The 19,307-nt window shown below is 70.7% G+C and carries 17 protein-coding genes; 7 read left to right on the forward strand and 10 right to left on the reverse strand.

Annotated features, from left to right (window positions below):
• Positions 1–40: 40 nt before the first annotated feature.
• Positions 41–1,054, reverse strand: coding sequence for a polysaccharide lyase (locus ACVTJA_RS45140; protein ID WP_465830099.1), 1,014 nt, complete (start codon positions 1,052–1,054; stop codon positions 41–43).
• Between the two features lie 350 nt (positions 1,055–1,404).
• Between ACVTJA_RS45140 and ACVTJA_RS45145 the strand changes: the two genes are divergently transcribed.
• Complete coding sequence (locus tag ACVTJA_RS45145) at positions 1,405–2,430, forward strand: arginine N-succinyltransferase (protein ID WP_465830101.1); 1,026 nt, start codon at positions 1,405–1,407, stop codon at positions 2,428–2,430.
• A gap of 12 nt (positions 2,431–2,442) precedes the next feature.
• On the opposite strand, the gene ACVTJA_RS45150 is transcribed toward ACVTJA_RS45145, so the two are convergent.
• Positions 2,443–3,498, reverse strand: a complete 1,056-nt coding sequence (locus tag ACVTJA_RS45150; RefSeq protein WP_465830103.1) for a lasso peptide biosynthesis protein — start codon at positions 3,496–3,498, stop codon at positions 2,443–2,445.
• A gap of 62 nt (positions 3,499–3,560) precedes the next feature.
• On the opposite strand from ACVTJA_RS45150, the gene ACVTJA_RS45155 reads away from it, so the two are divergent.
• Positions 3,561–6,707 carry an ABC transporter substrate-binding protein gene (locus ACVTJA_RS45155; protein WP_465830105.1) on the forward strand — a complete coding sequence of 1,049 codons (3,147 nt, stop codon included), beginning with the start codon at positions 3,561–3,563 and terminating at the stop codon, positions 6,705–6,707.
• Between the two features lies 1 nt (position 6,708).
• Here ACVTJA_RS45155 and ACVTJA_RS45160 read toward each other — a convergent pair whose 3' ends face one another.
• Positions 6,709–8,877 (reverse strand): hypothetical protein, encoded by a 2,169-nt coding sequence (locus ACVTJA_RS45160; RefSeq protein WP_465830106.1) that lies wholly within the window; start codon positions 8,875–8,877, stop codon positions 6,709–6,711.
• A 67-nt stretch (positions 8,878–8,944) separates the two neighbouring features.
• The gene (locus ACVTJA_RS45165; protein ID WP_465830108.1) at positions 8,945–9,565 is read right to left on the reverse strand and encodes a DedA family protein; all 621 of its coding nucleotides are present in this window, start codon (positions 9,563–9,565) and stop codon (positions 8,945–8,947) included.
• Positions 9,566–9,869: 304 nt separating this feature from the next.
• On the opposite strand from ACVTJA_RS45165, the gene ACVTJA_RS45170 reads away from it, so the two are divergent.
• On the forward strand, positions 9,870–10,427 hold the full coding sequence (locus ACVTJA_RS45170; protein WP_465830110.1) for a hypothetical protein: 558 nt from the start codon (positions 9,870–9,872) through the stop codon (positions 10,425–10,427).
• A gap of 29 nt (positions 10,428–10,456) precedes the next feature.
• Here ACVTJA_RS45170 and mscL read toward each other — a convergent pair whose 3' ends face one another.
• Positions 10,457–10,870: a large conductance mechanosensitive channel protein MscL gene (gene mscL, locus ACVTJA_RS45175; RefSeq protein ID WP_465830112.1), complete on the reverse strand. Its 414-nt coding sequence runs from the start codon at positions 10,868–10,870 to the stop codon at positions 10,457–10,459.
• A gap of 379 nt (positions 10,871–11,249) precedes the next feature.
• On the opposite strand from mscL, the gene ACVTJA_RS45180 reads away from it, so the two are divergent.
• On the forward strand, positions 11,250–12,020 hold the full coding sequence (locus ACVTJA_RS45180) for a DUF1003 domain-containing protein (RefSeq protein WP_465830114.1): 771 nt from the start codon (positions 11,250–11,252) through the stop codon (positions 12,018–12,020).
• Between the two features lie 12 nt (positions 12,021–12,032).
• Here ACVTJA_RS45180 and ACVTJA_RS45185 read toward each other — a convergent pair whose 3' ends face one another.
• Positions 12,033–12,518 (reverse strand): DUF2127 domain-containing protein, encoded by a 486-nt coding sequence (locus tag ACVTJA_RS45185; protein ID WP_465830115.1) that lies wholly within the window; start codon positions 12,516–12,518, stop codon positions 12,033–12,035.
• A gap of 379 nt (positions 12,519–12,897) precedes the next feature.
• Here ACVTJA_RS45185 and ACVTJA_RS45190 point away from each other — a divergent pair, with 379 nt between their 5' ends.
• Positions 12,898–14,349, forward strand: coding sequence for a hypothetical protein (locus ACVTJA_RS45190; protein ID WP_465830117.1), 1,452 nt, complete (start codon positions 12,898–12,900; stop codon positions 14,347–14,349).
• Between the two features lie 63 nt (positions 14,350–14,412).
• Entirely contained in the window at positions 14,413–14,973 is a 561-nt protein-coding gene (locus ACVTJA_RS45195; RefSeq protein WP_465830119.1) for an RBBP9/YdeN family alpha/beta hydrolase, read from the forward strand.
• Between the two features lie 15 nt (positions 14,974–14,988).
• Here ACVTJA_RS45195 and ACVTJA_RS45200 read toward each other — a convergent pair whose 3' ends face one another.
• The 4 genes from ACVTJA_RS45200 to ACVTJA_RS45215 all read right to left on the reverse strand — a co-directional run bounded on the left by ACVTJA_RS45200 (position 14,989) and on the right by ACVTJA_RS45215 (position 17,585).
• A complete protein-coding gene (locus ACVTJA_RS45200) occupies positions 14,989–16,053 on the reverse strand; it encodes a radical SAM protein (RefSeq protein WP_465830121.1) in 1,065 nt (354 codons plus the stop codon).
• Positions 16,050–16,289 carry an anti-sigma factor family protein gene (locus ACVTJA_RS45205; protein ID WP_465830123.1) on the reverse strand — a complete coding sequence of 80 codons (240 nt, stop codon included), beginning with the start codon at positions 16,287–16,289 and terminating at the stop codon, positions 16,050–16,052. The genes ACVTJA_RS45200 and ACVTJA_RS45205 overlap by 4 nt, the downstream gene beginning before the upstream one ends.
• Positions 16,290–16,354: 65 nt before the next feature.
• On the reverse strand, positions 16,355–16,969 hold the full coding sequence (locus ACVTJA_RS45210) for an RNA polymerase sigma factor (RefSeq protein WP_465830125.1): 615 nt from the start codon (positions 16,967–16,969) through the stop codon (positions 16,355–16,357).
• A gap of 34 nt (positions 16,970–17,003) precedes the next feature.
• Positions 17,004–17,585 (reverse strand): DNA-3-methyladenine glycosylase, encoded by a 582-nt coding sequence (locus tag ACVTJA_RS45215; RefSeq protein WP_465830126.1) that lies wholly within the window; start codon positions 17,583–17,585, stop codon positions 17,004–17,006.
• Positions 17,586–17,717: 132 nt separating this feature from the next.
• On the opposite strand from ACVTJA_RS45215, the gene ACVTJA_RS45220 reads away from it, so the two are divergent.
• Entirely contained in the window at positions 17,718–19,268 is a 1,551-nt protein-coding gene (locus ACVTJA_RS45220; RefSeq protein ID WP_465830127.1) for a 4-alpha-glucanotransferase, read from the forward strand.
• The last annotated feature ends 39 nt before the right edge of the window (positions 19,269–19,307 follow it).

Below are 19,307 nucleotides of genomic sequence, written 5' to 3' on the forward strand. Positions count from 1 at the left end.
AAGGGCGCGCGAGCTCATCACCCGCGCGCCCCACGGCACCTCAGCTCCGACGACGCCGCGCCCGCGCCAGGCCCAGCGCGCCCAGCATTGCGAACGCCGCGAATGGCGCACCACCCGTGCTGCTGCACCCCGCCTTCGCCGCAAGCTCCTCGTCCGTCGAGATGCCCTGCGCGGGCGGCACACCCGTGTCCGGCGGCGTCACCGTGTCCGGCGCCTCCACCACGTCCGGCGTCCCGGCATCCACGCTACCCTGCTCCTCCGGCGTGCCCGCATCCACCGCAGGCGTCCCAGCGTCCACCGTCGGCGTGCCCGAGTCCGCAGGCGGAGTACCGGCATCCACCGCCGGAGTCCCCGCATCCACAGCCGGCGGCGGCGCATCCAGCGCAATCACATCCGCCAGCGACGTCGCCTGTACGAAACCATCATGGTAGACGACGCCCACCGGCTTCACCGTGTCGCTCCGGTACAGCCCGAGCTTCAGGTAGTTCTTCTGCCCCGAGTACATCGTCATCGCGCCGCGCTTCGGCAGCACGAGCGCCTTGTCGTGCCACAGCTCCACGAAGCCCGTGTTCGCGGTGGTGCCCCACTTCACGTGGAGGATGAACTCGTGCCACACGCCGCGCACCAGCTTCCCCTTCCATGGCACCTCGCCCGTGCCGTTGAGCGCCATGCGAATCTCCTCGCCACGCACGTAGAACTCCACCGGCGGCGAGCCGCAGCACCCGTCATGGTGCCACTGCGTGAAGAGCTGCCACGTGTCCACGCTCGGGAAGTCCTGCGCGAACATCACCTTCCAGCGGTAGTAGTACTCCGAGCCCAGCGCCTCCTTGCCCTGGTACACCAGCTCGTTCCGGTTGCCGCTGGAGTCGATGGGGTCATCGCCCTGCTTCACCGTCGCCTTCAGCGCGTACTTCCCCTCCGCCACCGGTGACGTCACCACCTGCAGCCGGTCCGCGCTCACCATCTGCGTGCCCGAGTACTGCGAGCGGTCTCCTGTCTCGAAGTCACCGCGCCACACGATTCCGGCGGACGCCAGCCCGGGGACCAACCACATCGCAAGCCATACGGGGAGGAGCGCTTTCAATGATGTGTCCTTGCGAAAGTTTGACAGCCAACGACTGACAAACCGTACCGCAAGGCATTCCGTGATTCATTTCCGTGGCAATTCCTTCCCGCTGGCCTGACAACAGGGCAATCAGCCAGACAAGCCCCCGAGGGCCTTGAGACATGTTTCACTCCCGGCACACTGGGAGTAGCCCCCCGGCCGACCGGGCGAGCGGGTGCGTGCTGACGCAGTGCACAAGGCAACGGGGCGGGCAACCAGGAGGCTGACTGCCCGCAGGCGTGGTGTATGGTCGCCACCCTTCCGGCACCCCCTCTGAAGGGGGCGTCCCCGGTGCACCCATGCTTGTCCTGCGTGACGTCCAGAAGACCGACCTGGCCGGCCTCAAACGGCTTGCCGCCGTGCTCAACACGGTGAACCTGCCGAACAACGAAGAGACGCTCGAAGCCATCATCGACAAGTCGGTGAAGAGCTTCGCGGGAAAGGTGAAGAACCCCTTTGACCGCGAGTACCTCTTCGTCCTCGAAGACGTGCGCAACAACATCATCGTCGGCACGTCGATGATCATCGCGCAGCACGGGACGTACGAGGCGCCTCACACCTACTACGAGGTCAGCGAGCGCGAGGCCTACTCGGCGTCCCTCGAGCGGCACCTGCGCCACAAGGTGCTCTCCATCGCCTACAACTACGAGGGGCCCACCGAAATCGGCGGCCTCGTCGTGGACCCGCCCTACCGTGCCACGGAGGACAAGCCCGGCAAGCAGCTGTCCTACGTGCGCTTCCTCTTCATCGCCATGCACCGGCGGCTGTTCCGCCCGCGCGTACTGGCGGAGCTGCTCCCGCCGCTGCTCCCCGACGGGCGCAGCCTGTTGTGGGAGGCGTGCGGCAAGAAGTTCACCGGCCTCACGTACCAGGAGGCGGACCGCCTCAGCCGGCAGAACAAGGAGTTCATCAAGGAGCTCTTCCCCGCCTCGGACATCTACGCGTCGCTCTTCCCGGACCGCGTGCAGAAGGTGCTGGGCGAGGTGGGCCCCCAGACGCGCGGCGTGCAGCGCATGCTGGAGCGCATCGGCTTCAAGTACGTGGAGCGCATCGACCCGTTCGACGGCGGCCCCCACTTCGAGGCCAACACCTCCGACATCACCCTGGTGCGCAGGTACCGCACGGTGAAGCTGGCCGAGGAGGACTTCGAGCTGGAGGGGGATGACGTGCTCGTCGCCCTCGAGAAGGACTCGGGCCGCAGCCGCTTCCGCGCCGTGCGCTGCCAGGCCCGCGTCGACAACACCTTGGTCTTCCTGCCCGCGCCCGCCAAGGAAGCGCTGGGCGCGGAGCCCGGGGCGAAGCTGTCGCTCATTCCTTTCGAATAGGCGCGGCCCGCGTCACGGCCGGCGCACCACGCGGTGCGCCCCTCGCAGCAATTCCAGCCAGCGGCGTCCCGCCTCCAGCGCCGGCCCTCGCGCGTCCTCCAGCGCGAGCGGCAGGTGCGTGTCGGGCCGCACGGCGTCGAGCGACGTGGGGTCCAGGTCCAACGTCCTTCCATTCGTCAGCGCCACGCGCACCCAGGCGTGCGGCCGCGCGGGGCCGCCGTCCACCACCAGCAGCCCGTGGACGAGCGCCACCTTCACACCGCGCTCCCGCGCCTGGCCGGCGAAGCGCAGCGCGTGCGCGAGGCAACCGCCCGCCTCGCCCTCGCCATTCTCGTTCCAGTCCGCGGCTCCGGGGGCCTTGTTGGCGAAGGCCGCGTTGACGCGCGCCGCCAGGGCTCGTGCCGCGCCCTCGCTCCAGGGCGTCATGCCATCGAGTCGCGCGGGGACGTCCAGCGGAGGTTCCAGCGCCAGCGCTCCATGCGTGCCCTCCACCCGCAGGCCCCGCGCGAAGAATTCGGGCGGTGCGCGCAGGCGTGTGCCGGGGGCCGCCAGGATGAAGCGCGAGTCGCCCACATCCAGGGTCTCCAGCCGTCCGTCGTCGCCATAGCTCGCGCGGAAGGGCGAGCCCAGCAGGGTGCCCTCCACCCGCGAGCCCTCCACCCGCGTGACGCAGTGCGGGCCCTCGACGCTGGACAATTCCTCGCGTGCGACGACGCACCCCACGGGTGGCGGGCCACGCCAGAGCCAAAGCGCCTGCGGGAACACACCCGCGCCCGACGCCCGCCCCGCGCCTCCCGCCTCCGGGCCGCGCACCCTCCCTGCTCCATCCACCTCCAGCGTCACCTCGCGCAGACGCTCGCCCCGCTGTCCATCGCGCGTGTGCAGATGCCGGCTCTCGTACGTGAAGCGTCCCTGCTCCCGCTTCAGCGTCACCGTCCCCACCGGTACCCCTCTCCAGGTGAAGACGAAGCGCGCCTCTTCGCGGGGCGTAGCCGACCCTCCCACATCACCAGGGTTCGCCGGCTTCGCAGGGAGAGCAAGGAGCAGGAAGGCAAGCAGAGCGGCCACGGCCCGCAGTGTGCGGCGTTTCTAGGTCTGGCGCGAGAAGGCGGGTAGCGTTGCCTCCGTCCATGGGCGCCAAACGGTACCTGTTCGCGTTCGGCCTGGCAGCGGGCCTCATCTCCGCGCTCGTCCTGGGGGGACTGCTGCGGGCCATTCATGGCGCCGAGCTGCCGGACCCGACATGGGCCGTGCTCCTCATTGCCACGCCCGCGCTCTACCTCCTGGGCGGCTACCTCGCGTGGTTCCGCTGGGCGGCCCAACGCCGCCGCCTCCGCCGGAGGGTGATGGCCCGGCTCGCCGAGGGCGACCTCACCACCACCGTCAGCTCCGGCTACGAAGGCCATGAGGACGTGCGCCGACTCATCCTCTCGCTGCGCCGCGCGCTGTCCCAGGTGCAGCGCGTGACGGCCAACCTCCACCGCACCAGCAACGAGGTCAGCGAGCAGGCCCGCATGCTGCTCGAAGCCGCGCGCCGCCAGGGCGGCGCCGTGGAGCGCACCCTCGAGTCCGTCAGCGGCATGGGCGGCAGCCTCCAGGTGGCCGTCAAGCGCGTCCACCAACTGGAGGTCTTCGCCGTCGACACCACCGGCGCGCTCCTGGAGATGACGGAGCGCCTGGAGCAGGTGGTGGACTCGCTCACGCAGGTCAACAGCTTCGCGCACAACACCAGCGCGCTGATGCAGGCCATGGCCGAGCGGCTCGCCAACATCGCCGCGTCCGGTGACGAACTGGGCCGCTTCGCCAGCGAGGCCGAGGACTTCGTGGCCGCGGTGGAGGGCGGCATCGACTCCGTGCGCCGCCGCGCCAACGAGACGAACCAGCTCGCCATCGCCGTGACGGCCACCGCCGAGCGCGGCGAGGTGCTCGTGGGCGACAGCGTCCAGGGCATGTACCGGGTGGAGGAGACCATCCGCAAGGCCGCCGAGCTGATGGGGACGCTCGGCAACCGCTCCACCGAAATCGGCCGCATCGTCGACGTCATCCAGGAAATCGCAGACCAGACGAACCTGCTCGCCCTCAACGCCGCTATCATCGCCGCGCAGGCCGGCGAGCACGGGCGCCCCTTCGGCGTCGTCGCCAACGAGATTCGCAACCTCGCCGAGCGCACCACTCGCTCCACGCGCGAAATCGCCGCCATGGTGGCCGGCGTGCGCGACGCGGTGCAGACCGCCGTCACCCTGGTGCAGGAGGGCCGCGAGCAGGCCACCGCCGGCGTGGCGCTCGGTGACCGCGCCGCCGAGGCGCTGGTGGAGATTCGCACGATTACGCAGCGCACCTTCACCGCCGTCGAGGCCACGGTGGCCGAGACGCAGCGGCTGGAGACGCAGGGCACCACCGTCGTCGAGGCCAGCCGCCGCGTCGCCCGCCGCGTGGAGGACGTCACGCGCATGGCCATCGAGCAGTCCGGCCATGCCCGTGAATTGGTGCGCCAGACGCACGAGATGGCGCGCGTGGGCCAGAGCGCCTCGCAGAAGGCCGAGGCCCAGGCGCGCACCGGCCGTGACTTGTCCGAGTCCGTGGTGCGCCTGAGCGCGGCCATCGAAGAGCTGCGGTCCGCGAACGTGGTGCTCACCAGGGGCGACGCCTCCATCCGCGAGGAGGTGGCGCAGGTGCGCGAGGACGCGCGCCGGGTCATCCGCATCGGCGACGGGCTGACGCGCACGGTGGACCAGCTCGGCCACGAGGCGCTGGGCCTGGAGACGGAGGTGTTCCGCTTCAAGCTGCCCACGCCCCGCACCGGCGGCACGCTGCGCGTGGGCCTGCACCAGGCGGCGTCGCTGCGCAACCGGCAGGCGGTGGACCCGCTCTTCAGCGTGGAGAACCAGGTCTCCGAGCTCACCTCGTGCATCTTCTCCTGCCTGCTGCGGCTGGAGGACGGCGGGCTGGAGCCGGACCTCGCCGAGCGCTGGGACGCGGACCCTTCCGCGAAGCGCTACCGCTTCTACCTGCGCCGCGGCGTCACCTTCCACGACGGCACGCTGCTCACCGCCAGCGACGTGAAGCGCCATTTCGAGCGGCTGCTGGACCCGGCCGTGCGCTCGCCGGACCGCAGCCTGCTGGAGGACGTGGAGGGCGCGCCCGAGTTCACCTCCGGCCTCGCGCGCGAGGTGTCCGGCATCGAGGCGCTCGACGACGGGACGCTCGAAATCCGCCTGCGCGAGCCCAAGGCGTTCTTCCTGCACCTCATGGCGCTCACCGCCACGGCGGTGGCGCGGGTGGACACCAGCGGGCGGCTGGTGGGCACCGGCCCCTTCCGCCTCATGGCGCTGGAGCAGGAGCGCGTCGTGCTAGAGCGCAACCCCGCCTACTGGCGCACCGGCGGGCCGCTGGTGGACCGGCTGGAGTTCCATCTCGCCAACTCGCGGCAGGAGGCGGTGGCGCGGCTGAAGCAGGGCGCGCTGGACCTGGTCTCCTTCCTCTCCGCCGAGCACGTGGAGGTGCCGGGCCTGGAGTCCTTCCAGGTCGTCACCAGCACCACGCCGTCCACCGCCTTCGTGGTGCTCAACCACCGCGAGGCGCCGTTCGACGACGTGCGCGTGCGCCGCGCCCTGCGCGCGGGCATGGACATCCATGGAATGGTGGAGCAGTTCCACCCGGGCGCCCGCGTGGCGCGCACGTTCACCCCGCCGGAGCTGCTGGGCGACGTGGACGCGGGGACGCCACCCGCGCCGGACGTGGCGCTCGCGGAGCAACTGCTGCACGACGCGGGCCTGCGCCGGCTGAAGCTCACGCTGCACCACATCGCCGGGCAGGACCCCTCCGCCGAGGACGCGGTGCTCTTCCGCCCGTTGATTCAGGCGGGCCTGCTGGAGCTGCGGCACGTGGCGATGTCCCAGGAGGAGTACACGGCCCGGGGAAGCGAGGGGAAGCTGCCCGCCTTCCGCAACCGGTGGCTCGCGGACTTCCCGGACCCGGACACGTTCCTCTACTTCCTGCTCAACTCGAACGCGCAGACGGTGTTCCCGCTGGGGTACCGAAACCCGGAGCTGGACCGGATTACGTCCGAGGCGCGCGTGTCCATCGACCCGGGGCTGCGGCAGCAGCTCTACGTGCGCGCGGAGAAGCTCTTCCACGAAGACTGCCCGCTGATTCCCCTGTACCACGAGCGCATCCACGCGGCGGCCATGCCCACCGTGCAGGGCCTGCGGCTGCACCAGACGCCGCCGCAGGTGCGCTTCGAGGACCTCTGGGTGGACCCGAGCGCGGCCAACTGAGTCACGGAGACTCGCGCCGGGCACCGTCCATGGTGCCGTGACGCTGGGGCCAGCCGCGCGGCTCGGCGCTTCCGTCCACCTCGTAGGACTCGAGGAGCCACGCGCCGTCGCGCTCCACGACGACGTGCAGCCGGGTTCCGACGAAGGCCGCGCCCGCCACGTGCGGACGTCCAGGCAGCGGGCACATGCCCACGCGCTCTCCCTTCGCGAAGAGCTGGTACCAGACACGAGGCCCGTCCCCCTGCTCCGCGGCCGCGAGCACGCCCACCGCGTCGCCCCGCACCAGCGTCGCGTCGTGCAACGTGCCCGGCAGGGTTTCATCCGGCAGCGCGTCCACCTCCCACGCGACGCTCCCCGTCTCCGGGTCCACCGCGCGCAGCACCACGCGCTCCTCCTCGGGCGTGCAGGGCACTCCGTCCGTGCGCCCGCAGGCGCGCGCGAAGAGGTAGCCGGGCGCGCCCTCGGGGGACAGCAGGGCCGGCTCCGCGAGCGGCGTCAGCGTCCTGGCGCCACCGTCCCAATCCACCCCCACCGGCGAGCCTCCGTCCACGGCCTCGATGGGCACAAAGGCCCGAGCACCGACGAGCAACGTCCCATTCGCCACCGCCAGCGACGCGCCACCGTCCGGCACGCCCCCATCCACGAGCGCTGACAGCCACAACTCCGTGCCGCCGTCCTCCTCGACGTCCGCGCGCGCCAGCCTCCCGTCCACCGAGTAGAGGAAGGCCGCGCCCGTCACGTCCAACGCGAGCCGGGCCTCACCGGGCCAGGCCTCCAGGGACGACGCGCGCAGCAGCGTGCCCGCGTCCTCGCTCCCGGCCAGCCACACCAGCCGCGCGGCCTCCGGCGACGGCATCGGCACCATTCCCCCGTCGCCCCCATCCACTGCCAACCGCCAGTCCACATACGCCAGCACATCGCCCTCGGCCGTGAGCGCCACGCGCCCCGCCCCCGTCTCGCCGTGCCAGGTCCCCGCGTCCACCGCGGAGGGCGGCCCCATCACCGCCCATGAGGCCTCCCACAGCCGTTCTCCATCTCCTCGCGGCGCGTAGCCCTCCAGCCCCTCCGAGCCCATCACCACCACGCCCGCGTCCGACGCGGCGAGCAGCGTGCGTGCGCCGCCGTCCGGATAGGGCGACTCGAAGCGCACCAACCCGCCCTCCGTGTACGAGGCGAGCCGGCAGCCCGCGTCCCCACCACATACCGAGGTGAACAGCGCGCTCCCCTGAACGAGCAGCACGGGCTCACCGGGCACCTCCACCGGCGCACCGCCGAGCTGCTGCCGGAACACGTATTCCAGCTCACCCGCGTCCGGCAGCTCGCACTCGCCATCCTGACACGTGCCCTCATCCCGACAGGCCGTCGCGGGCGCGCAGACGGTGCCGTCCGGCGTGGGCACCTTCGTGCAACTCCCTCCGATGCAGACATTGGCGTTCTTGCAGTCCAGCGCGCCGCACGGGACGTAGTCCTCGACATCCACCTCCTTGCAGCCCTCTTCCCGGTCGCACACGCCCGCCTTGCAGGGGTTGCTCGGCGCGGGGCACACCACCCGCTGCGTCACGCACCCCAACGTGGGCGAGCACGAGTCCACCGTGCACGGGTTGTCGTCATCACACGAGCGCGGCCGGCCCACGCACGCGCCCGCCTCGCAGTGGCCGTTCTCCTCGCAGCGGCTCGCGGGAATGCACGCGGCCCCGTCCGGCTGGGGCGACTCCACGCACTCGCCGGACTCCACGTCGAAGTACGCCTGACGGCACTGCTCGGCCGGACACGGCTTGGGACGCACGCCTGTACCGGTGAGGCGGACGGTCGCCGTGTCACCACTGCCCGACAACACGAGCGAGCCCTCCGCGTCCCCGTTGCCCGCGGTGAACACCACCTCCACCGTGGCCGTGCCGCTGCCGGGCACCGTCACCTCCGGCGTGGCGACGGAGAAGGGCGCGCCCGCGGTGGCCGCCACGGTGATGCTCGCGCGGCCGGTGGCCAGCAGCGTCACCCGCCGGCGCGCCTGGTCACCTTCCCGCACGCGGCCGAACTCCACCAACTCCTCCTGCGGACGGAAGCCCTCGCTCGTGCCGCCAAGGCCGGGGTCACCGCACCGGCAGCCGCCGATGAGGACCACCGCGAAGGCCACGAGGAGAGGACTCCAGGAGCGGGCATGGAAGACCATGGCCCCGACTCAACCGCGCCCGCCGGGGTCATGCAATCCCGCTCCGCCGTCCCGTCCTCCCTCGGACTCAGGGCTCCGGCGCGGGGGTACGTCGGCGGGCCAGCATGCGCACCAGCACGGCCACCACGCCCACCACCACCAGCCCCACCACCGCGTACTGGTAGCGCTCGACGAGCGCCGCCAGCCGCTCCAGGTTGCCGCCCACCGCCGCCCCCAGCGCCAGCACCAGTCCGGTGTGGGCCATGGCGGAGATGGCGCCCAGCAGCAGCGCGTTGAAGCGAGGCATCTCCGCGGCTCCCGCCGCGACGAAGATGAGGCCCCGGATGCCGGGCAGGAAACGGTTGGCCAGGAGCAGCCATGGCCCGTTGCGTCGCATCCGCGCCTGGACCTCCTCCAGCCTCGCGTGGGTGATGCCGAAGTAGCTCTTCCCGGGGTGGGCGTCGAAGCGCCGCGCCAGCCAGCGGCCCACCCAGTAGTTGATGGCCGCGCCCACCACGCTGCCCGCCGTCACCACCAGGAAGACGAGCGGCCACGGCTGCGTGCCGCGCACCGCGTACACGCCCCCCAGCAGGGTGATGGTGTCTCCAGGGAAGGGTGGGACGACGTACTCCAGCGCCGCCGCCACGCCCAGCACCAGCAGGCCCAGGGGCCCCAGCGAGGAGATGAGCTGGTCGATGAATTCCACCATCCGCGCGTGAGACCTCCGGCTCCCAAGACTTAAGGCGGGCGGGCCTGGAGGGAAAGTGACATCCGCTCCGGGCCCGCCGAAGGTGAACACCCCCGGCGCGGAGCACCTGCCTCGGAGGCGGTGCCACATGTCGGGCCGTCTGTTCCGACGTGTCGAGCGACATGACGGACGGCCCCTTCGGCCGCCGCGCGAGCCAGCGCCACGGTGTCTCCCGAGGGAGAGCAGGTGCCAGCGCCACTGGTACGCCGGTTGCTCAAGCACCGGTCGACTCCACTGGTGGAGCTCCCCGACAAGGAAGAGACCGATGGGCACGAAGCGGGTGATGATTGTGGGTCAGGGCACCGCGACGATGGAAATCGAGAAGCAGGACAAGTCGCAGGACTGGGCCGTCGACGCGTCCTACAAGCAGCTCAACGGCGGTCCGCTGCCCAGGTCCGTGGACCTGCGCATCGGCAGCTCCGTGCTGCCCATTCCCCGCACGACGGACAAGCTCAAGGGCCAGGGGAGCTTCGTCACCGTGGACTGGAACCTGGGCGATGCGACGAACCTGCTCGTGCACCTCGGGAACCTTCCGGACATGAAGGACGGGCTGCTGCACGTCGGCGCCACCTCGCGCACGGAGGTGTTCCGGCAGATTCTGGACCCCGCCTCCGGTCCGTCCCAGCAGTGGAAGCTGACGACGGTGGTCGAGCCGCAGAGCGGCGTGACGGCGGACGTCACGCTGCGGACCAACCAGAAGACCATCAACATCCCGGTGGGCAAGTCCGTGCTGGGCTTCGACGGCGACTTCGCGGCCATCTACGTCTCCAACCTGGCCGGGCCCGGCTCCATCAAGGTCCAGTTCGAGCTGGACAAGGCCTGAGCCCGCTCCCGCCGCGTGCCCACCCCGCCTCAGGCGGGTGTGGGCGCGACGGGCTCCACCACGGACGTGCAGGCCCGGCAGCGCCGCGCGGTGAGCGGAATCGTCTCGCCGCACTCGGGGCACGTGCGCGTCGTGGGTGCGGCGGGCGCCTCCTTGCGGCGCCACAGCGCGCTCACCTTCACCACCACGATGAACAGCACCACCGCGATGATGATGAAGTCGAACATCGCGCCCAGCAGGTGGCCGACGCGCAGTTGCAGCGGCGTGACGGTGGCGCTGCGCCAGTCTCCGCCGGGCAGCACCAGCCCGACGATGGGCATGACCAGGTCCGCCACCAGCGCGTTGACGATGGCCGTGAATGCGTTGCCGATGACCACCGCCACCGCCAGGTCCACCACGTTGCCCTTCAGCGCGAACGCCTTGAACTCCGAGAGCAAGGACATGACAAGGCCCTCTCCGGAAGCGCGCGCACCCCCCGGCGATGGCCGGCGGCCCGGCTTCCTCGGCGGCACCCTAACCGGCGACTCCTGGCGGAAGTGCCCTCCCTCCAGGGCGGATGTCACCTGGTGGTCAGGGAGCTGCGTCCCGAGCCACCCCGCATCGGAGGCACGAGCTCGCCATGCCGCAAGCCACCAGGTCCGCGCTGGCCTGCAACGGGGTGGCGGGCGAGGGTGCGCCACTCCGCGCGCGTTCGACTTCGTTGCCCTCGTGAGGCGGTCCGGGCCCCTCGGACGACCTCCCCCTCGTACCTTCGTGGTGGCACAGTGGAGCCACGGGGTGGGCGGCCCCTCCGTGCACATTCCGCTCGGCGAGAGAGACACCATGGCGACGAACACCGGAGGCGGACACGCGGGACATCACCACCATGGGCCCCGTCATCCGCCCATGTTCACGTGCTGCGTCTGCCACCGCGAGCGCCCGTCCAGTGAGCGCACGCGCCTGGACGCCCTTCGCGCGGAGTTGTCCCGCTTCGTCATCCAGCGGCACCCGGATGCCGCCGCGCCCGGTGCACTCATCTGCCGGAGCTGCCGTGACTCCGAGCGCCTGGCCCTCGTCACCTCCCGCCTCGAAGAGGAGCGCGGCCAACTCACCGCCGTGGAGGCGGATGTGGCGCGGCGCGCGGCCATGCACTCCACCGTGGCCGAGGACCTGGAGCGCGAGTTCGCCCGCAACCTCACCTTCGGTCAGCGCGCGGCGGACGCGGTGGCCCGCGTCGGTGGCTCGTGGGTCTTCGTGCTCGGTGGCCTCAGCGTGCTGTTCGGCTGGGTCCTGCTCAACTCGGGCCTGCTCGGGGCGCGCGCCTTCGACCCCTACCCCTTCATCCTGCTCAACCTCATCCTCTCGTGCGTGGCGGCGCTCCAGGCCCCCATCATCATGATGTCGCAGAACCGCCAGGCCCTTCGGGACAGACGCCAGGCCGACCAGGACTACCGCGTCAACCTCAAGGCCGAGCTGGAGGTGGCCACGCTGCACGAGAAGCTCGACCACCTGATGCACATGCAGTGGGAGCGCATGCTGGAGCTCCAGCAACTCCAACTGGAGCTGCTCACCGAGCGGCTCTCCCGCGAGCGTCCCTCCGAGCCCCAGCGCTGAACGTGACGCGCCTCACGGGCGCTGCGCGTGATGCCGGGCCCGGAGCCGCAGGCGCACCAGGTACGCGACGATGGCCACGTTGACGGCGATGACGGCCACCTTCGCCACGGACGGGCGCTGCTCCAGGGAGAAGAGCTCCGCGGGGATGAGCACGGCGAGGCTCGCGACGACCACCCACTCTCCCCACGCGCTGCCCGTGACGAGGAGCGCCCCTTCGACGGCCGTCGACACGCCGTCGGCCCAGGCCACCATCCGCGCATCCGTCACGAGCTTCGCCACCCCATGCGCGCGGAGCCACTCTCCGATTCGGCGCAGCAGCGCCCCGCGCTCGGTGAGCGCGTGGATGAGCTGCTCGGTGAAGGCGCCCGCCTTCTCCGGCGCGAGCGTCAGCAACATCGCCAGTCCCAGCACCAACACCGCCTTGATGACCTTGTAGGCAATGATGAGCCGGAGCCCGAGCGGCTTCGCGGCGGCCTCCGGCGTGGATGGCGCGGACATGCGGCGCAGCATTCTCCGAGCAGCCGCACCCGGGAAGCGCCACGGAATGACAGTGCCACCTGAGTGACGTGACAGCCGCCATGCGCGCGCTCCACGGCAGCCCGCGCGAGGAACCAGCACGAAGGCATGGGCCCGCCCTCCTGCCTGCTCAGGCACTGAATCTTCACTGCGTGGCCCTCCGTGTTCCCACGCGTGGAGCAGGAAGCGGAGCACGTCCGTCATCCAGCGCACGCAACGCGTGTTGCCTTCAAGTGCCTCGGGTGGCCGCCATGAATTGCGCTCCCTACCCTCGCGCGAAGCTGTTGGACGGAGGTGGCGGATGCGTGGTGGATGGGTCAGAGGGGTGTTGGTGGGCTGGCTGGTCGCGGGATGCGGAGGGATGGCGCCCGACGGAGAACAGACGCCCGACACGGAGTCGCAGTCCCAATCGGATACTCGAGGACAGGCGGCGGCGCTCACGTCCGCCACGGCGGGCACCCCGAGTCGCCCGAAGGTCATCTTCCCGCCCACCCAGATGATTCCTCGCTATGCGGAGGGGCCCAGCGGGCTGGTGGACTTCAAGGGCCGGCTCGCCTTCGCCGCCAACTTCGAGGATGGCACCCGCTCGCTGTGGATGAGCGACGGCACCCGGGCGGGAACCGCCGCGCTGCGCGTCTTCCCTCCGGAGGTTCCGCACGCCACCAACGCCCAGGTGGCGAACCTCACTCCCGCGGGCGACCGCTTCTACTTCACCGTGGGCGACTACATCTGCGGCAACGAGCTCTGGGTGAGTGACGGCACCATCAGTGGTACCCGACGCGTGGCGGACATCACTCCGGGGGGCAAGGACTCGTACCTGTCGAGCTTCGCCGCGTTCGGCGACGCGGTGACCTTCTTCCGCTCGATACAGGACGTGGGCTCCCAGTCCTGGCGCACGGAGTTGTGGCGGAGCGACGCCACGGCCAGCGGCACGGTGCGCATCCGCGACCTGGGGGCGGGGAACGAAGTGGACTGGCGGACGGCCCGCGCGCGCAGCGCGCTCATCTTCTTCGTCCGGAACGAGGCCGGCGACACCTCGGTGTGGCGGACAGACGGCACCGCCGCGGGCACGCATTCCCTACGCGCTCTCCCCACGGGAGGCTACGGGCCCCTGGACGTCAGAAGTGGGGGCGGGCTCGCGTTCTTCACCATGTACGACGCGCAGGGCACCCACGTCTGGAAGACGGACGGCACGAGCGCGGGCACCGTGCGCCTCTATACGTTCGTCAATGACGGCCGCTACCCGGGGCTGATGACAGTCATGGGCGAGCACCTCTACGTCGGCCTCACCAACTCGGCGGACCAGCGGCTCGCCCTCTTCCGCCTGCGCGTGGACGGCGTGGGCGGCAAGGAGCACGTCGCCACGCTGTCCAATCCGTACGCGGCCCTGCCGGACGCCTGGCCGTACGTCAGCAACTTCAGCGCCACGGCGGACCGCATCTACTTCGAGCAGTACATCGGCAGCTCGGGCCCCGCGCCTCGCGACACGCAGCTCTGGGTGACGGACGGCACCAAGGCCGGCACGCGGATGCTGCACCGGCCGCTGAGCCTCTCCGACGAGTACGGCTCGCCCATCTTCGCCGCGGAGTCCAACCTCGCCTTCTTCGCCGCGTATGACAGCGCCTCGGGCATCGAGCCCTGGGTGACGGATGGCACGGTGGCGGGCACGCACGCGCTGAAGGACATCGCGCCGGGCGGGGAGAGCTCCTACCCGCGCAACTACACGCGCGTGGGGCAGCGCGTGTTCTTCGGCGCCTACGACGACACCAAGGCCAGCCAGCTCTGGACCGTGCCGCTCGTGCCCGGCCCGTGAGCCCGTGAGACACGGGGCCTCGCGCTTGACCGGGGCCGAGGCCCCCGGCTACGTGCCGCCTCCATGGCCACCGACTCCGCTCCCGCCGTGTTCCTCCTTCCGGGCCTCTACAACTCGGGCCCGGACCACTGGCAGACATTCTGGGAGCGGGAGCGGAAGGACTGCCGGCGCATCGAGCAGGCGGAGTGGAACACGCCCCGGCGCGAGGACTGGGTCGCCACGCTGGAGCGGGCCATCTCGGCGTCACCTCGGCCGGTGGTACTCGCGGCCCACAGCCTCGCGTGCATCACCGTGGCGTACTGGACCGCGGCCCATCCGTCCACCGCGGGCAACAAGGTCCACGGCGCGCTGCTCGTCGCGCCCAGTGATACGGAGGCGCCGGACTTCCCTCCGGTGACGGTGGGCTTCGCGCCCATGCCGCGCCAGCGGCTCCCGTTCCCCTCCGTCGTCGTCGCGAGCACCGATGACAACTACATCACGATGGAGCGTGTCACCGGGCTCGCCTCGGACTGGGGCGCGCGGCTGGTGAACGTGGGTGCGAAGGGCCACGTGGGCAGCGCGGCGAAGCTGGGCTCGTGGCTGGAAGGGCAGGCCCTGCTGGAGGAAGTGCTCCGGGGCGCCTGAACCGCCAGAGCCGCGCTAAGAAGCGGCGGGCTCCGGCCGGGGCATCACCGTGCCGCCGTACTGCGTGGCCGCGAGCGTGCCGCAGGCCGCGCCAATCTCCTTGCCACCCGAGTAGCGCCGCGCCACCGGCGACTTCAGAATCTGGAGGTGGTCGCGGAAGGCGCTCAATTCCTCGGGCGTGGGTGGCAGGTACTTCCCCGTGGGGTCCGTCACGTCGATGAGGTCCACCTTGATGGGGATGCCGTCGAAGGCCACCTTCAGCGCCTCCGCGTCCTCGCGGCCCAGGTTGAAGCCGCTGATGGCCACGTAGGCAATCATGGCCCGCTCGCGCCGCACGGTGCTGTACTCGCGGATGGCTTCAATCAGCTCCGGCAGCGGGTGCGTCTTCTCGATGGGAAGCACCTGGGCGCGCTTCTCCGGAATGGCGCTCGTCACGGAGAAGGCCAGCCGGTACGGGTGCCCCTCGCGGATGTAGCGGCGGATGGCCGGCACGTGTCCCGCCGTGGAGAAGGTAATCGCCTCGCCGGAGATGGAGAACCCGGACGGTGTGCGCAGGATGTCCGCCGCGCGCAGCGTCTCCTTGTAGTTGAGGAGCGGCTCGCCCATCCCCATGAAGACGACGCCGCGCACCGGCCGGTCCGCCTCCGCGCGCACCTGGAGCACCTGGTCCAGGATCTCCCACGTCTGGAGGTTGCGCTTGAAGCCCAGCTTCCCCGTCATGCAGAAGTCGCAGGCCAGCGCACATCCCACCTGGCTGGACACGCAGATGACGTACTTCTCGTCGAAGATGGGGATGCGGACCGCCTCCACGCGCCCGCCCAGCGGCGAGTCGAAGAGGTACTTCACGAAGCCGTCATCCGCCCGGCGCCGCTCCACCACCTGCAGCGAGGGCAGCTCCGCGTGTGCCCGCAGGTAGTCACCCACCTTGCGCGGCACCTGCCGGGCCCCGGCCACCTCCTCCACGGACTTCGCCCCATGGGCGAACACGGCCGCGAACACCTTGCGGACGGCGGTGGGAGAAGGAGCGAGCGGGGCCAGCGCGGCCTCCAGCTCCGGGAGCGAGAGCTGCTTCAGGTTCACGAGGCGGACTTGATCTTGTTGCGGAGGTACTCGGTCAGCTTCTCGGAGACTTCCTTCGGCATCTTCGCCGCCAGGGCCTTCTTGCACAGGCCGGGCGTCGCCTTGTACGTGCGCAGGAAGTCCACGCAGGGGCTGCACCCGCGCAGGTGCTCCTTCAAATGCTGAGCCTCCTCGGGTGACATCTCGCCATCGAGGAACTCCAGCAGGAGGTTGATGGAATCTTTACAATTGTACATCCGAACCTCGGCTGGCTGCGTCGCGCCCTCGTCCTTCTCCAAGATGCCGAGCGCTTCGTCGCGTTTCACGCCCCGCGACTGTCCCGGTTGTAGAAGTCATCGATGGCTTCACGGAGCGCGAGCCGGGCCCGGTGCAGGCGGCTCTTGATGGCGGGGATGGAGTCCCCCGTAACCTCTGAGATCTGTTCGTAACTGAGGCCATCCACGTCTTTCAAGAGGAAGACCTCCCGGTAGCCCTGCGGCAGCCGCTCGGTTGCTTGCTGGATGGCCGTTCCCAGCTCGGCGTCCAGGGCCTTCTCCTCGGCGTCCCGGCTCCAGTCGGAGAGGGGGTACTCGGCCAGGGAGCCCCGCTCGGTGAACTCGGGGCCCTGGAGCTCCTGCTCGGCCGCCTGGGCCACCCGCCGGTGGCGCAGGCGCATGAGCGCGTGGTTGGCGGCGATACGGTGTACCCAGGACCCGAAGGCTGCATCCCCCCGGAAATCCTTGAGATGTTGATAGGCGGACAGGAAGGTGTCCTGGGTGATTTCCGCGGCATCGGCCTCGGAGCGCGTCATGCGCAGGGCCAGGCCGTAGACCTTGTCCCGGTGCGCATCCACCAGCGCCTCGAAGGCGGAAACGTCCCCCTCCTGTGCCCTCTCGAGGAGCTGTCGGTCCTCTTCCCTGGCGGCCTCGTCGGACATGGCGGGCGCACCCAACCAGCCGGAGCGCGTTCCGTCAAGGCTGCTGGCGCGCCCCCCTGGGCGGACGGCTGACGTGCGGACTGTCCTTGACCCACAGCCGGAACGGCTCCGCGGCCCAGGCTCCGGCGTAGTCCACCCCGATTCTGGGGCCCCGGGCCACCCGCGACTCCGGGACGGGCGCCCCGGGCAGCAGGTGCAGGGCCGGAGAGAAGAGCTCCACCCGGTTGTGGGCCTTGGAGACGCCCAGGGCCTTGCACACCCGCCCGGGCCCGTCGGTGCGCTCGTCCTCGGCAAGCCCCTCCACGGGCTCCACCGCACGAATCAGCACCGCTGCCCCTACACCCACTGCATCCGTCACCACGTTGAAACAGTGGTGCATGCCGTAGATGAGGTAGACGTAGGCGCGTCCCGGCGGCCCGAACATGACCTCCGTTCGCGGGGTGACGCCCTTGGCGGCGTGGCAGGCCAGGTCGTGCTCGCCGATGTAGGCCTCCGTCTCGACGATGCGCCCCACCCGCCGGACGCCGCCCCCCTCCACCACCAGCAGGGTGCCGAGCAGCTCGCGGGCCACGGTGAGCGCGGGCCGCGCGTAGAAGGATTCCGGAAGCCAGTTCACGTTGGAATCGTACCTCCGGCCAGCTGGCGGCGCCGCCTGGAGTCTGTTCCGTCAGGCAGCGGAGCCCCCGCGCACTCCTCGGTGTCGGAGCAGTTCACACCGGCCCGGGGCTGGGGCAGATTGCGCCGCACCATGTCCACACCTGGCCGGCTCTCCGGTCTCCTGCTTCCGCTCTTCTCGCTCCGCTCTCAGACGGATTTCGGCATTGGCGACTTCGGCGCCATGGACGGCCTCTTCGGCTGGATGAAGGCCGCGCGCCAGCGCCTGCTGATGGTGCTCCCGCTGCTGCCCACCGCGCCGGGCGACCCGTCGCCCTACTCCACGCGCTCGGCCTTCGGCCTCAACCCGCTCTTCATCGACCTGAAGCAGCTCCCGGAGTTCACCGCCTCCGGAGGCGAGGCCGCCCTCTCCGAGGAGCAGCGCCAGAAGCTGGCCGAGGCCCGCGCCGCCCCGCGCGTCCGGTACGACCTGGTCTTCCCGCTCAAGGACGCCGCCTTCGCGCGCGCCTTCGACACGTTCGAGGCCCAGCACTGGGGCCCCCAGTCCGAGCGCGCGAAGGCCTTCCGCCAGTGGCGCGACGCGCAGGGCGAGTGGCTGGAGAGCTATGCCCTCTTCACCGCCATCAGCGAGCAGGAGGACCGCCGCCCGTGGTGGGAGTGGCCCGAGGGGCTGAAGCTCCGCAAGCCCGAGGCCCTGGCGGCCAAATCGAAGGAGCTGGAGCGCCGCGTGCGCTACCACGCGTGGCTGCAGTGGGTGGCGGAGCAGCAGTGGAACGCGGTGCGCGAGCAGGCCCGGACGCGCGGCGTGCTCCTGTGCGGCGACGAGCCCTTCATCATCGGCCAGGACAGCTCGGACTGCTGGGCCCACCCGGACATCCTCCGGCGCGACGCGCGCCTGGGCGTGCCCCCGGACGACTTCAGCGCCACCGGCCAGGACTGGGGCCTGCCGTACTTCGACTTCGCCGCCATGGAGAAGGACGACTACGCGTGGCTGAAGAAGCGCGCGAAGAAGGCGGCCAGCTACTACGACTTGCGCCGCGTGGACCACGCGGTGGGCTACTTCCGCCAGTGGATTCGCGACGAGCAGACGCCCACCGGCCGCTTCATCCCCCCGGACGAGGAGAGCCACAAGCGCCTGGGCGAGAAGCACTTCCGCCTGCTGTCCGAAGGCGCCGGCATCGTCGCGGAGGACCTGGGAGTCATCCCGCCCTTCGTGCGCCGCATCCTCGCGGACCTGAAGCTGCCGGGCTACCGCGTCATGCGCTGGGAGCGCGACGACAACACGTACCGGAACCCGCACCAGTTCCCCGCGGTGTCCCTGGTCACGACGGGCACGCACGACACGGACACGGTGGCGGAGTGGTGGGAGGGCGCACGCGATGACGAGCGTCAGGCCGCCGCCCGCGCGTGGCCGGAGATGAACGGCGTGCCCGTCACGCGCGAGTTCAATCCGGACATCCACCGGGCCATGCTGGCCTCGGCGCTCAACTCCGGCAGCGATTTGTGCGTGCTGCCATGGCAGGACATCCTCGGCACGAGGGACCGCATCAACCTGCCGGGCTCGATGAGCGACTCGAACTGGGCCTACCGCATCAGCCAGAACGCGGACGCGCTGCTGACGGATGAACAGACGCGCACCGCCGCCGAGCGCCTGGCCTGGCTCACCGCCTCTTCGCGGCGCTGACGGGGCAGGCCTTCCCACCGGAGGACCTCCCTCGGGAGG

The organism is Pyxidicoccus sp. M6, assembly GCF_055568925.1.

Excerpts from the sequence above, each read along its gene's own strand:
- ACVTJA_RS45140 (WP_465830099.1), bottom strand. The coding sequence starts at position 1,054 with ATGTGGTTGGTCCCCGGGCTGGCGTCCGCCGGAATCGTGTGGCGCGGT.
- ACVTJA_RS45145 (WP_465830101.1), top strand. The coding sequence starts at position 1,405 with ATGCTTGTCCTGCGTGACGTCCAGAAGACCGACCTGGCCGGCCTCAAA.
- ACVTJA_RS45155 (WP_465830105.1), top strand. The coding sequence starts at position 3,561 with ATGGGCGCCAAACGGTACCTGTTCGCGTTCGGCCTGGCAGCGGGCCTC.
- ACVTJA_RS45160 (WP_465830106.1), bottom strand. The coding sequence starts at position 8,877 with ATGGTCTTCCATGCCCGCTCCTGGAGTCCTCTCCTCGTGGCCTTCGCG.
- ACVTJA_RS45165 (WP_465830108.1), bottom strand. The coding sequence starts at position 9,565 with ATGGTGGAATTCATCGACCAGCTCATCTCCTCGCTGGGGCCCCTGGGC.
- ACVTJA_RS45170 (WP_465830110.1), top strand. The coding sequence starts at position 9,870 with ATGGGCACGAAGCGGGTGATGATTGTGGGTCAGGGCACCGCGACGATG.
- mscL (WP_465830112.1), bottom strand. The coding sequence starts at position 10,870 with ATGTCCTTGCTCTCGGAGTTCAAGGCGTTCGCGCTGAAGGGCAACGTG.
- ACVTJA_RS45180 (WP_465830114.1), top strand. The coding sequence starts at position 11,250 with ATGGCGACGAACACCGGAGGCGGACACGCGGGACATCACCACCATGGG.
- ACVTJA_RS45185 (WP_465830115.1), bottom strand. The coding sequence starts at position 12,518 with ATGTCCGCGCCATCCACGCCGGAGGCCGCCGCGAAGCCGCTCGGGCTC.
- ACVTJA_RS45190 (WP_465830117.1), top strand. The coding sequence starts at position 12,898 with ATGGCGCCCGACGGAGAACAGACGCCCGACACGGAGTCGCAGTCCCAA.
- ACVTJA_RS45195 (WP_465830119.1), top strand. The coding sequence starts at position 14,413 with ATGGCCACCGACTCCGCTCCCGCCGTGTTCCTCCTTCCGGGCCTCTAC.
- ACVTJA_RS45205 (WP_465830123.1), bottom strand. The coding sequence starts at position 16,289 with ATGTACAATTGTAAAGATTCCATCAACCTCCTGCTGGAGTTCCTCGAT.
- ACVTJA_RS45210 (WP_465830125.1), bottom strand. The coding sequence starts at position 16,969 with ATGTCCGACGAGGCCGCCAGGGAAGAGGACCGACAGCTCCTCGAGAGG.
- ACVTJA_RS45220 (WP_465830127.1), top strand. The coding sequence starts at position 17,718 with ATGTCCACACCTGGCCGGCTCTCCGGTCTCCTGCTTCCGCTCTTCTCG.